At 48.9% G+C, this 13,783-nt stretch carries 9 protein-coding genes; 8 read left to right on the top strand and 1 reads right to left on the bottom strand.

Translation table 11 applies throughout. The features are described from left to right. Position 1: 1 nt before the first annotated feature. Positions 2-775, bottom strand: coding sequence for a flagellar biosynthetic protein FliR (fliR, locus tag C8D98_RS01105; RefSeq protein WP_132871248.1), 774 nt, complete (start codon positions 773-775; stop codon positions 2-4). A 126-nt stretch (positions 776-901) separates the two neighbouring features. Here fliR and mqnC point away from each other — a divergent pair, with 126 nt between their 5' ends. From mqnC to C8D98_RS01065, 8 genes are read left to right on the top strand one after another with little or no spacing between them, the layout of a single operon-like run. After that, entirely contained in the window at positions 902-1,930 is a 1,029-nt protein-coding gene (gene mqnC / locus C8D98_RS01100; RefSeq protein WP_132871246.1) for a cyclic dehypoxanthinyl futalosine synthase, read from the top strand. A 50-nt stretch (positions 1,931-1,980) separates the two neighbouring features. Next, complete coding sequence (locus C8D98_RS01095) at positions 1,981-3,102, top strand: GAF domain-containing sensor histidine kinase (RefSeq protein WP_243640891.1); 1,122 nt, start codon at positions 1,981-1,983, stop codon at positions 3,100-3,102. Beyond that, positions 3,068-4,612, top strand: coding sequence for a flagellar assembly protein A (locus tag C8D98_RS01090; RefSeq protein WP_132871242.1), 1,545 nt, complete (start codon positions 3,068-3,070; stop codon positions 4,610-4,612). The genes C8D98_RS01095 and C8D98_RS01090 overlap by 35 nt, the downstream gene beginning before the upstream one ends. Next, complete coding sequence (uvrA, locus tag C8D98_RS01085) at positions 4,605-7,409, top strand: excinuclease ABC subunit UvrA (RefSeq protein ID WP_132872954.1); 2,805 nt, start codon at positions 4,605-4,607, stop codon at positions 7,407-7,409. The genes C8D98_RS01090 and uvrA overlap by 8 nt, the downstream gene beginning before the upstream one ends. Further along, the gene (locus C8D98_RS01080) at positions 7,410-9,215 is read left to right on the top strand and encodes an N-acetylmuramoyl-L-alanine amidase (RefSeq protein ID WP_132871240.1); all 1,806 of its coding nucleotides are present in this window, start codon (positions 7,410-7,412) and stop codon (positions 9,213-9,215) included. Positions 9,216-9,233: 18 nt separating this feature from the next. After that, entirely contained in the window at positions 9,234-10,592 is a 1,359-nt protein-coding gene (gene glmU / locus C8D98_RS01075) for a bifunctional UDP-N-acetylglucosamine diphosphorylase/glucosamine-1-phosphate N-acetyltransferase GlmU (RefSeq protein ID WP_132871238.1), read from the top strand. Positions 10,593-10,594: 2 nt separating this feature from the next. Beyond that, positions 10,595-12,418, top strand: a complete 1,824-nt coding sequence (glmS, locus tag C8D98_RS01070) for a glutamine--fructose-6-phosphate transaminase (isomerizing) (protein WP_132871236.1) — start codon at positions 10,595-10,597, stop codon at positions 12,416-12,418. A 45-nt stretch (positions 12,419-12,463) separates the two neighbouring features. After that, the gene (locus C8D98_RS01065) at positions 12,464-13,780 is read left to right on the top strand and encodes a hemolysin family protein (protein WP_132871234.1); all 1,317 of its coding nucleotides are present in this window, start codon (positions 12,464-12,466) and stop codon (positions 13,778-13,780) included. The last annotated feature ends 3 nt before the right edge of the window (positions 13,781-13,783 follow it).

Below are 13,783 nucleotides of genomic sequence, written 5' to 3'. Positions count from 1 at the left end.
TCTATAAATACCTTATGAGGTTTGCGACCTCTTCGAAATACCTGTGGAGGAGTTTTTCGTAAACGATATAAAAATAACTCATACCCATGGCCATGACCGACATTCCTACCGCTATCTGAATGGGAAAACCCACCATCATGATGTTAAGCTGAGGGACCATTCGCCCCATTATGCCCATAACAAGCTGAAGAATAAGCAGTGTTATGAGAACCGGAGCGGTTATTTTAAGAGCTGTGACGAATATCATCGAGAACAGCTTGGTCAGATAAAGAAATGCGTTGGGGTCTACGGGATAAATCCCCACGGGCAGCGTTTCAAAGGATGCCCTGATTGCCTGAATGACCAGATAGTGCCCCCCGACGGCGATGAAGATAAGCAGCATGGCGATGTTGAGAAACTGGGAGATGATGGAAATTGATATGTTCGCCTGAGGGTCGAAAACGTTCACCACGCCGAAGCCCATCTGGGTTCCGATTATCTGTCCGCCCATCTGAACGCCTATGAAAATAAGGTGCGCCAGCATTCCGATGCAGACGCCCAGCATAATCTCTTTCGCTATCATCATGATGAGCATGGGGCCGGTGGGGTCGGAGATATCCAGTTTCTTGACGGACGTATAGACTATCATCGCATAGATGAGTGAAAACAGCATGCGGATATGCGGTTTGATGACGTTGCTGCCGAACACCGGAGCGGTACTCATTATGGCGGCGGTGCGTATCATCACCAGCAGAAAAGTTATGAATACGGAAGTATCGTTCAGGAATTCAAACATGCCATATTCTATTGCCAGTCGGGAATAATTACAATGGATTTCAGGAAAAAACACTTTCAATTGTTTTTATGTTATGTAAAATAGTAAGCATAATATTTTTTCTGCTTAACTTTTATGAGGTTTTAATTGTCCAGAACAGGCTTTGACGACGCATGCAGAATGCTGGCAGAGGCAGATTTTTACGAATTGGCACAGCTGGCGGACGACACAAGGAAGAGGCTTCACCCCGAAGGTGTGGTGGCCTATGTAATAGACAGAAACATAAACTACACAAACATATGCACCTGCAAATGCTCCTTCTGCGCCTTTTACAGGGATGCGGAGGACGACGGGGCGTATGTGATCAGTAAGGAACTGCTGAAAGATAAGATAGATGAGACGAAATCCCTCGGCGGAACACAGATTCTGCTTCAGGGCGGTCTGCATCCGGATCTGGGCATAGAGTTCTACGAGGACATGCTCTCCTTCATCAGGGAGCAGGGGGTCTGGATACACGGTCTTTCGGCGCCGGAGATAAACCACATCGCAAAACTGGAGAATCTGTCTGTTGAGGAGACCATAAAAAGGCTGGTCAAGGCCGGACTGAACTCAATTCCCGGTGCGGGAGCTGAGCTTCTGGTTGATTCCGAGCGCAGGCTGGTCAGCCCCAACAAGATATCTTCCGACAAGTGGCTCTCTGTGATGGAGACAGCACACGGACTGGGTCTTAAGACCACAGCAACCATGATGTTCAAAAAGACAGATAAAGTTGAGCATATCATCGAGCATTTTGATAAAATAAGAAGTGTACAGGACAGAACCGGAGGTTTCACTGCGTTCATTCCCTGGCCGTATCAGCCGGCGAACACCGAACTGGGCGGCGAGAACGTATCCGCTGTGGAATATCTCAGGCTCCTTGCAGTTGCAAGGATATATCTGGACAACGTACCGAACATTCAGGTTTCGTGGGTGACACAGGGGCCTAAGATCGGTCAGACTGCATTGCGTTTCGGCGGAAACGACTTCGGAAGCCTCATGATAGAGGAGAACGTTGTTGCGGCCTGCGGCGTAGGCTTCCGCATGAGTATTGAAGAGATAAACAACAACATCCGCAAGGCAGGTTTCAGACCCGCCCAGAGGGATATGGAATATAACATCCTGAGGTATTTCGACTGAAAAAAGATCTGCTGGAAGTCCTTGTAGAGATTTCCGAAAAGATGAACAGCATGTTTGAGCTGCATAACCTGCTTCCGGCTATAATCACCATAGCTAAGGAATATCTGGGGGTTAAGCGTATCTCTCTGATGCTCATAGAGGATGATTATCTGAAAATGTATGCCCACGCCGGTTTCGAGGTGGATCAGAGCAGTGTCAACATCCGTCTGGGCGAGGGAGTGGCCGGAAAGGTCGCCAAGACCGGAATAGAGGTCACAGCCAATAAATCTGATATCGTCAAGGAAGTTCTGGGATATCAGGCCTCGTCGTTCATGTCCGTTCCTCTGAAAAAGGGGGACAAGGTTCTCGGTGTTCTTAACCTGACTGACAAAGAGGACGATTTTTTCACCGAAGAGGATGTGAAGATAGCCCGCTATATCGCATCCCAGTGTGCGCTGGGTGTCGACAGGTTCAACCTGTACAGCGATATGCGCAAAAGCGAGAACCTGCGTGTGATAGGGATGCTTAACTCGTCCATTGCCCACGACATTAAGAATCTGCTGAATATTGTTCAGTCCTATCTTGAACTTATGGCTCTTGAAAAAGATATAAAACCTGAAATGCAGGAGTATATAGACGCAATCCATTCGGAGGTTAAGCGTATCCACGGTCTTACAATGGATATTCTGGACTTCTCGCGTCAGCGTGTTTCAATGGCCATTGAAACCTTCCCGCTGGCGGAATTATTTGATGAAATAAGAAAACATGCTAATATTATGACCAGGGACACTGCCATAAGTGTTGAGGTATCAGTTTCGGACGATATTATAATGACAGTGGACAGAGGCAAGATTTTCAGAGTTATTTTCAATCTTGTGTCTAATGCAATAGACGCTCTGTCCGTAAGCGGAAAAGTTACGCTTTCTGCTGTTAAAGACGGCGAATACTGTGTCATAAGGGTGAAGGACACAGGAAAGGGAATAAGCAGCGACAACCGGAAAAAGCTGTTTCAGCCGTTCTTTACGTCAGGAAAAGCGAAAGGAACAGGACTGGGGTTGGCCATCGTAAAGATGATTGTGGAAGCTCATTGCGGGACTATCGATGTAGATTCGGAGGAAGGGGTGTTCACCGAATTTACCGTAAGGATACCATACGACTATGAATCTGTTAAAGAACTACACAGGCAGAGATGAAAAAGAAGTAATTAAGCTTCTGACCACCAGATACAAACTGGACATCGCTGATTTTATCACATCCAGAGACGACAGCGGCAGGATAATCATAAAGATTATCTCTGAGAAATCTGTGTCTCCGGCTATAGAGGTCGCTGTTTCGCCTGACTCGCTTAAGGCGTATCTGAACGTTTATCCCGGAATCAATACTCAGGAGATAGTATCCACGGACGACATAATGGGTCTTCTTCAGCAGGAGATGATAACCGTTAATGTTAACCGTGAAGCCATAAACAATATCGTGCGTCTGGCAGGAGAGGGCGGAATATCTGAAAAAGTCCTTATTGCCGAGGGCGTTGAGCCTATTTCAGGAAAAGATGCGAACATAATTCTTAACTTTGAACCTGTTAAGAATAAGCCGAGGATCCTTAAGAACGGAAAAGTTGACTACAAGAACGTTGACAACATAAGGGTTGTTAACGAAGGCGATCTTCTGCTTACGAAAAAACCTGCTACGGCAGGCGTTCGCGGACTTACTGTATACAACACTGAACTGCCGGCAGAACCGGGAGTTGAAACCGAGATATATTCCGGCGACGGTGTCCGTTCTGAAAACAACGGAACTCAGTTCTATGCGAAATCTGACGGCTGTGTCACCTTTGAACGCAACACTTTAGAGGTCAGCCCCGTATATACCGTGCGGGGAGATGTTGACTACGGCACAGGAAATATAGTATTCAACGGTAGCGTGTATATCAAGAACGACGTGCTTGCCAACTTTTCGGTGAAGGCCGAAAAGGACATATTCGTGGAGGGAGTATGTCAGGATGCGGAGCTTATCAGCGGAGGGAACATCGTTGTCAGGCTTGGTGTCCGGGGCGAGGGCAAGAGTGTTATTAAGGCGAAAGGCGATATTTTCGTAGGATATGTTGAAAATGCCCTTGTGGAAGCGAGGGGAAATATCGAGATTATGAAATACGCCTACAACTGCAGGCTTAGAGCCGGCGGATCCATAGAGGCGGTTAAAGACCCGGGGATAATTGCCGGAGGCGAGGTCACAGGTTTTTCCGAGATCAAGATGATTCAGGCCGGAACAGTAGGCAACTCACGCTTTACCATAAGTGTCGGCACGAAATTCTATTTCGAGAACGAACTGCAGGAGCTAAAACTCAGCAAAGACAAGTTTCTGGAGAACAAATCGAAAATAGACGAGTTTCTCGGCGGGGTAAATCTTAAGAAGAAAGAGGTTCTGGAAAACCCGAAGGTTAGGCAGCTGATAGCCCTCAGAAAGCAGCTGGATGCCAAGATAGCGGCGGCTGATGCGGCAATGCAGAAGCTGATCAAAGAGGCTCACCACCCCAGACCAAGACTTAAGGTTTTGAATGAACTATACGGCGGCATAGACGTTCAGGTATACAGAGAAAGAGTATCAATCAGGGAGAATCAGAAAAATATGGTCTACATGTTCGATGATAAGTATCAGAAGATTCAGGCCATATCTCTGGAAGACAAAGACTGGAATGATGAATGACCATATAATTATAAAAGGGGCGAGGCAGCACAATCTCAAGAATATCAATCTGAATATTCCTAAAAACAGACTGGTGGTTATAACCGGAGTTTCCGGTTCCGGAAAATCCACTCTTGCCTTTGACACTCTCTACGCAGAGGGTCAGAGACGCTATGTGGAATCACTTTCGGCCTATGCCCGTCAGTTTCTTGAGCTTATGGAAAAACCGGATGTGGATTCAATTGATTATCTGTCCCCCGCAATCAGCATCGAACAGAAATCCATCAGCAGAAACCCCCGCTCCACAGTGGGAACTATCACTGAAATCTACGACTACATGCGTCTGCTCTGGGCAAGAGCGGGCAGGGTACACTGCTACAGCTGCGGCCAGGAAGTAGCCAGCTATACCGTTCAGCAGATAGTCGACCGTATAATGGCTCTGGGCGAAGATGCGAAGGCGGAGCTTCTGGCTCCTGTCATCCGCGGCAAAAAGGGCGAATACAAAAAACTTTTCGAAAAACTGCTTAAGGACGGATATGTCCGTGCATACGTCGACGGTGAGATGAAGAGGCTGGAAGAGCCCATCGAACTGGACAAGAACGTTAAGCACAGCATTTCCGTTGTCATAGACCGTATCAAGATAAAAGAAGGCATAAAGCGCAGGCTGACAGACTCGGTTGAAACTGCTCTCAGGCTGGGCGAAGGCCTCTGCGAGGTCTCCACCGACGACGGAGTGACCCTCTATTCACAGAACTTCACCTGCCCCCACTGCGACATCAGCATCGAAGAGGTTGAGCCAAGAAGTTTTTCGTTCAACAACCCTTTCGGCGCATGCCCCGAGTGCGAAGGTCTCGGAGAAATGCAGGTCTTCGATATAGATTCCATAGTGCCCGATCCCAGACTCAGTGTCCGTGAAGGAGCTTTGAAGCCCTGGGAACAGTTCGATAATTTCCACTACTACAATACACTTGTGGCTCTTTCCGAACAGTTCGGAATAGACATGAACAAACCCTTCGGCTCCCTTGACAAAAAGCATCAGGAGATCCTGCTGAACGGCATGGAAGAACCTGTTAAGCTCTACACTTTTAAGGGTGATAAAAAGATACCCTATGAGAAAAAATTCACCGGAGTCTGCGGCTATCTTAAAGAGAAGCTCTACACAGGCACAATGGCGGATAAAGAGTTCGCAAAGCAGTTCATGTCGTCGCAGGACTGCCCCTCATGCCGTGGGGCGAGACTCAAGAGAACCAGCCTTGCGGTGCGTGTCGGCGGCAGGAACATTGCTGAAGTATCCGCAATGAACGTAAAGGAATCTCTGGATTTCTTTACAGCTCTGGAATTTGACGGCTTCATAAAAGAAGTGGCCGAAAAAATTATTACAGAGGTTAAGCGCAGACTGGCCTTCCTGAATGACGTAGGTCTGAGCTACATTACCATAGAGAGAAAATCCGCAACCCTTTCCGGCGGCGAGGCACAGCGTATCAGGCTTGCAACCCAGATAGGCTCGGGGCTTACGGGCGTGCTGTATGTTCTGGATGAACCCAGCATAGGCCTTCACCAGCGTGACAACGATATGCTCATCGAAACCCTTAAAAACCTGAGGGATATCGGCAACACGGTCATAGTTGTCGAACACGACGAGGACACCATTAATGCGTGCGACTTCGTTATTGATATGGGGCCGGGTGCAGGAAGAAAGGGCGGCGAGGTTGTCTTCACCGGACATCCGGAAAAACTCCGCCACAGCGAGGAATCACTCACGGGCATGTATATGTCCGGCCGAAGGATGATTGAGGTTCCCGCCAAGCGCAAGAAACCGGACGGCAGATACCTTGAACTGAAAAATGCCACTGAGCACAACCTCAGAAACGTCAGCGTAAAGATTCCTCTGGGGCTGATGGTATGTGTTACAGGCGTTTCAGGTTCCGGCAAATCGACATTGATAATGGACACCCTTCAGGCTGCCCTGAAAAAGAGTCTGCTGGGAACAAATATAAAGACAGGGGCGTATGAAAGCCTTACTGGTGTTGAATATCTGGATAAGGTGATAGACATCGACCAGTCGCCCATAGGCAGAACCCCACGCTCCAACCCTTCGACCTACACCAGTCTTTTTTCGGACATCAGGGAGCTTTTCGCAATGACCCCCGATGCGAAACTGAGGGGCTACAAAATAGGCCGTTTCAGCTTCAACGTTAAGTCCGGCCGCTGCGAAACCTGTCAGGGTGAGGGATACATCAAGATAGAGATGCATTTCCTGCCCGATATGTACGTTAAATGCGACTCATGCCACGGTAAAAGATACAACCGTGATACCCTTGATATCAAATACAAGGGCAAGAGCATTGCGGACGTTCTGGACATGACCGTTAATCAGGCATTTGAGTTTTTCGAAAATATTCCGAAACTATGTAATAAGCTCGCAGTTTTAAAAGACGTAGGCCTCGGCTACATAAAGCTGGGTCAGCCGGCAACCACTCTTTCCGGAGGGGAAGCCCAGAGGGTGAAGCTCTCGAAAGAGCTGATGAAGAAACCCACAGGCAAAACCGTTTATATCTTTGACGAACCCACCACGGGTCTGCACTTTGACGATATAAACAAGCTCATAGGCATCTTTAAAAGGCTGACAGAGAGCGGAAACACCGTCATAATCATCGAGCACAACCTCGATGTGATAAAATGTGCCGACCATATCATAGACTTAGGGCCGGAAGGCGGCATTGGCGGAGGCGAAATAATCTTCGAAGGAACGCCGGAGGATTGTGCGAAGCATAAACAGTCCTTTACAGGCAAATACTTAAAAGGTAAACTGCTTTAAATGAAAAAAATCCTAATTCTCCTTTTGGTGCTGTTCTCATGTTTTGCCCTGTTTGCGGACGATGTTGACGAGTATAACTCCGCAAAAAGGGACTTTGACTATATTGAACGTTCGGACAAAGTCACAAGACGCTCCTATGTCATTGTGGCGGATAAGTTTTATAAGATATATGCTTCAGCTCCCAAGGCGGATCTGGGTGACGATTCACTCCATTATGCCGCACAGACCTACTACAGAAGCTACATGCGTTATGCCAACAGGGACGACCTGCTGAAAGCACTGCGCTACTGGCGCATACTCTCCAGCAACTACGACACGGTTCTGGCATCAAAAGCATTTCTCCAGTCCGCAAAAATATATGAAGACCAGAAGGACTATCCTTCGGCTCAGTTCATGCTGAGAAAGCTGATTGCCAGATTCCCCAGATCGGAGGATGCGGCAGAGGCAAGATCGAAACTGGACGGCATTGATGCCCAGTTTGCATCGAAAACCCCCACAGACAGAATACAGCGTCCCAGCCTCCAGCCCAAACCGCCCATAAAAGCGGAAACGGTGGCATATCAGCCCAAAGAGGAGGACACTGCTGACAAAGCTCAGTCTGCCAACAGACAGACAAGCTTCGGTGATATCAACTCAAATGTAAAAGCGACCGACGGCAAAGCGGCCGTTAAGCGTATCAGATATTTCACAACTCCGGACTACACCCGTGTGGTCATGGATCTTACAGGCAAGGTTGAGTTCGACAAACACTGGCTGAAGGCTGACCCCTCCATCCAGAAGCCGCCGAGACTCTTTATCGACCTTAACAACGTGGTCATTTCTCCTGACATTCCTCAGGATATCGAGATAAAGGACGGACTGCTCCGTTCACTCCGCTGGGCTTATAACAGACCGGGAGTTGCAAGGGTGGTTCTGGACAGCGACAACGTTCAGGATTTCACAGTGTTTGCGATGCCCGATCCGGACAGACTGGTGATAGACGTCAGCAACGCAGTGGGAAGTCCCAAACCTCCCGTTCATCAGGCCGACAGCAGACCTTCGACCCCTGCAAAGAACGAAGTTGCCTCTTCGTCCCCCGTTCCCGCCATCAAGGGCACAGGCAGTGCGGCAACACTGGCCAGCGTATTCGGGCTTAAGATCAGAAGCATAGTGATCGACCCCGGACACGGCGGAAAAGACCCCGGCGCAAGCTATTACGGAGTGAAGGAGAAGGATGTTGTTCTCGACATAGGCAAAGAGCTTTATGCTCAGCTGAAAGAGGCATATCCCAACATTGACGTATACATGACCAGAAACACAGACGTTTTCATACCCCTTGAAGAGCGTACGGCATTTGCAAACCGCAAAAAGGCCGACCTCTTTGTTTCAATTCACATAAATGCTGCCCCGAATAAGTCTGCGAGAGGCGTTGAGACCTACGTTCTGAACGTCACCAATGACAAGCGTGCTCTTGCCGTTGCGGCTCTGGAAAACCAGACCACGCAGAAATCGATGTCCGACCTGCAGGGAATCCTGAAGGATCTGATGATGAACTCCAAACTTGAAGAGTCTCTTCAGCTGGCCTCTTATGTTCAGAAGAACCTGCACGCAAACCTTTACACCGACAGCAGATACAACCTCGGTGTTAAACAGGCTCCGTTCTATGTTCTCGTAGGTGCGATGATGCCTTCGATACTTGTCGAAGCGGGCTTTGTGTCCAATCAGGACGAAGCTGATAATCTTACCAAAGAGAGCTATAGAAAAGAGATTGCAAAAGGTGTTTTTCAGGGTATAACCTCCTATATCAAACAGTTTAACGGTAATTAATTTTTTTCTGGAGACGTTATGAATCTTATGGTGCTCATACTTGCCGCTGGCAAGGGGACTCGTATGAAATCCGAGACGCCGAAGGTGCTTTTCAGGGCGGCGGGCAGACCTATGGTTGACTATGTTGCTGATGCCGCATCAGAGCTTGGTGCGGAAAGGATAAATGTCGTAATAGGCAACGGAGCGGAACTTGTTCAGAAACATCTGGCGGGCAGGGCGGAGTTCTCCGTTCAGACCGAGCAGAGGGGAACAGGTGACGCAGTTATGGCGGCCGCTGAAAGCATAAGCAGTTTCAACGGCAAGGTGCTGATACTCTGCGGCGATATGCCTCTGGTGAAACCCGAAACCCTCAAGGCGTTCATGGATGCCGCTTCAAAACATCCCGTTGCATTCATGTCTGTGAAGGTGAAAAATCCTTTCGGCTATGGAAGGGTTATCCGGGGTGTCGACGGTTCGGTCATTAAGATCGTCGAGGAGAAGGACGCCACCGAAGACGAAAAACGTGAAGATGAGATCAACACAGGAATTTATCTGTGCGACAGCAAAGAACTTCTGGCCAGACTGGAAGGGATCGACTGCGTGAACGCACAGTGCGAATATTATCTGACGGATATTGTCAAAAAGGGTGCTTTTGCATATCTTTGCAAGGATGAGAAGGAGTTTCTCGGAGTGAACAACAGAGTTCAGCTTGCCGAGGCTTCCAGAGTCCTCTGGGACAGAATAGCCGAAAAACATATGATGAACGGCGTTTCCGTCCTCGATCCCGCAACATTTTACTGCGACAGTACGGTTGAAATTGAGAACGATGTCACCATCTATCCCAACGTATTTCTGGAAGGGGATACGAAGATCGGCAAGGGGAGCATCGTTTATTCCGGAACAAGGATCAAGGACAGCGTTATCGCTGAGAATTGCGAGATAAAAGAGAATTGCCTGATAACCGACAGCCATGTTGGCGCAGAAAGCCACATAGGACCCATGGCACATCTGAGACCCGGCTCGGTGCTGAAAGGCGACAACAAGATAGGCAACTTTGTGGAGATGAAAAAGGCCTGTATGGGCGAGGGCTCAAAGGCCAGCCACCTGACATATCTGGGTGATGCCGAGATAGGAAAGGATGTCAACATAGGCTGCGGAACCATAACATGCAACTATGACGGATATAATAAATATAAGACAGTGATAGAGGACGGCGTTTTCATTGGAAGCGACACCCAGCTTGTGGCTCCGGTCACAGTGGGCAAGGGCGCACTGGTTGCCGCCGGATCGACCATCACAAAGGATGTCCCCGCCGATGCACTGGGAATAACCAGAGCAAAACAGCAGAATATGGAAGGCTGGGTATCAGCATGGAAAAAGAAGAAAGGGGTTGAATAGATATGTGCGGAATAGTGGGATACATAGGCGAACAGAACGCATCGAGCATACTGGTTGACGGTCTTACAAAACTTGAATACAGAGGCTACGACTCTGCGGGTCTCGCTCTGATGGAAAAAAGCGGGATAGAGATTGAGCGGAGCGTGGGCAAACTGATAAATCTGAAAAACCAGATAGCGCAGAAACACTTCACCGCAGTGCTGGGCATAGGCCACACCCGCTGGGCGACACACGGCAAACCCTCTTTCGAGAATGCCCACCCCCACAGGTCAAACGAGCTTACCGTCGTTCACAACGGTATCATTGAGAACTATCTGGAACTGAAACAGTTTCTGCTCAGCAAGGGATACGGCTTCACATCCGAAACGGACACAGAGGTTGTTGCCCACCTGATACACGAGAACTATGAAGGCGACCTGCTGAAAAGCGTCCAGAAGACGCTGAAACAGGTTCACGGTTCATACGGTCTTGCCATCATCAGCGAAAAAGAACCTGACAAGATAATAATAGCCAGAAAGGACAGCCCCCTTGTAATAGGTGTCGGCGAAGGCGAAATGTTTGCGGCCAGCGACATTCCCGCTGTGCTTGCCCACACCAGAAAATTCATCTTCATGGATGACGGAGATGTGGCATGCCTCACCAAAGACGGCTATCAGATATACGACAAGAACGATATTCCTGTCACCAGAGAGATGAGAACAATCGACTGGAACCCCGTAATGGCGGAGAAGGCCGGATACAGCCACTTTATGCAGAAAGAGATACACGAGCAGCCCAGAGCCATAATCGATACCATCAGAGGCAAATTCAGCCTTGAGCAGGGGACGATAGGCGGCGAACTGCTGGAAGGTATCCAGCACAGGATAAAGGACTTTAACCGTATAGTCATAGTCGCATGCGGAACCAGCTGGCATGCGGGGCTTATCGGAAAATTCTACATTGAAAAATTCGCAAAGATACCCGTTGAGGTGGATATTGCTTCCGAGTTCAGATACAGAGACCTTGTGATAGACGACAAGACCCTTTTCGTTGCCATTACCCAGTCCGGAGAGACCGCTGACACCCTTTCGGCAATGCGCATCGCAAAGAAGATGGGTGCGGCTGTGGCGGCTGTCTGCAACGTTGTGGGCTCGTCCGTTTCCCGTGAGGCCGACAGCACTGTCTATACCCATGCTGGACCCGAAATAGGTGTTGCATCCACGAAGGCGTTTACAACTCAGGTGGCCAGCCTTTTCCTGTTTGCCCTTCAGCTGGCGCAGACAAAGAAGACAATGACACCCGACCAGATAAGACATTACCTGAAGGAGCTCGTAAGGGTTCCTGAGGTCATAGAGAAAACCCTGAAACATGAGGACTACATCCTTTCACTTGCTAAAAAGTTCAAGGATGCAAAAGACTTCCTGTATCTGGGCAGAAACGTGAACTATCCCATCGCCCTTGAGGGTGCGCTCAAGCTGAAAGAGATATCCTATATCCACGCTGAAGGCTACCCCGCAGGCGAAATGAAACACGGCCCCATCGCTCTCATCGACGAGAACCTGCCCGTGTTCATAATATGCCCCCAGTCATCCGTTTATGAAAAGATAGCTTCCAACGTTCAGGAGGTTAAATCCAGAGACGGAATAGTTCTGGCGGTGGTAACAGAGGGCGACACAGGGCTTGATGCTCTGGCCGACCACAAAATTGAGATCCCCGCCATTGCCGAGGAGCTTTCGGTGTTCCCCGCTGTGGTGGTGACACAGATATTTTCGTATTACGTGGCGAGTCTTCTGGGGCTTGATGTCGATCAGCCCCGAAATCTGGCGAAATCAGTCACGGTTGAATAACTACGGGCGGCATTGTGCCGCCCTTTTTAACATAAGGAGTATATTTTGATTACCGAATTGGCGTTCCTGCTGTTTCTGATCCTGCTTAACGCATTTTTTGCGGCTTCCGAAATAGCCCTGATCTCTCTGAACGACAACAAACTTCGTATCCAGGCCGAAAGCGGCGACAAAAAGGCCATTCTCATCCAGTCATTGCTGAAAGAGCCGGGCAGGTTCCTCGCAACCATCCAGATAGGTATCACTCTGGCGGGATTCCTTGCCAGTGCATACGCTTCGGAAACGTTTGCCGACAGATCGGCAGATTATCTTGCAGGGATCTTTCCGACAGTATCAGTAACAGTGCTGAAGACAGCATCAATGATTGCCATTACGCTCATCCTGTCATATTTCACGCTGGTTCTGGGAGAGCTTGTTCCCAAGCGTCTGGCAATGAAAAAGGCGGAGGTGATCTCAAGGATAATTGCTAAGCCTCTGAACGTGCTCTATGTATGCACGGCGCCTTTCGTCAAGTTTCTGTCCGTGTCCACAAACTTTTTTGTCCGTCTTTTCGGGGTGAATCCCGATGAGGAGGATGAGAGGGTGACGGAGGAGGAGATACGGATGATGGTCGATGTGGGCGAGGAGAGAGGAGCGATCCACGAAACTGAAAAGCAGATGATCAACAACATTTTCGAGTTCAACAACAAGAACGTTGCGGACATCATGACCCATAGAATCAAGATAGCGGCACTTCCCGTTGATGCGAGCTTTGACGACACCATAAGCATTCTGAAAAGCGAGCAGTATTCAAGAATCCCTGTTTACAAAGAGAGCATCGACAATATCGTGGGTATTCTCCACTCAAAGGACATTCTGAGCTTTATGGCGGAGAATCCTTCATCCGAAGGCTTTTCTCTGGAGAATCTAATCAGGGAGCCCATGTTTGTTCCGGAGACAAAGCGTCTTGATCTGCTGTTTACGGACATGCAGGCGGGTAAACGTCAGATGGCTGTTGCCATCGACGAATACGGCGGAACGGCGGGTATCGTCACCATTGAAGACCTGCTGGAAGAGATAGTGGGCAACATTGTGGACGAGTACGACGACGAGGAGCAGGAGATAACCGAGGCGGGCGACAGAGAGTTCCTTGTGGACGGCAGTATCAACCTGTTCAAGCTGAGGGATTTTTTCCTTGCTGATTTTCCTGTGGAAGATTTTGACACGGTTGGCGGATTTGTCACGGGGCTTCTGGACAGAATACCTGTCACAGGTGACGTGGCTGAGTGGAACAACTTTGTGTTCACCGCAGAGCAGGTTCAGGACAAGCGCATAACCAAGGTTCGTGTGGTTGTTAAGACCGAAAACGAAGACGACGTGATATAAAGA

The organism is Seleniivibrio woodruffii, assembly GCF_004339245.1.
GTDB classification, from domain to species: domain Bacteria; phylum Chrysiogenota; class Deferribacteres; order Deferribacterales; family Geovibrionaceae; genus Seleniivibrio; species Seleniivibrio woodruffii.
This window is presented reverse-complemented; position numbering and strand designations above follow the sequence as displayed.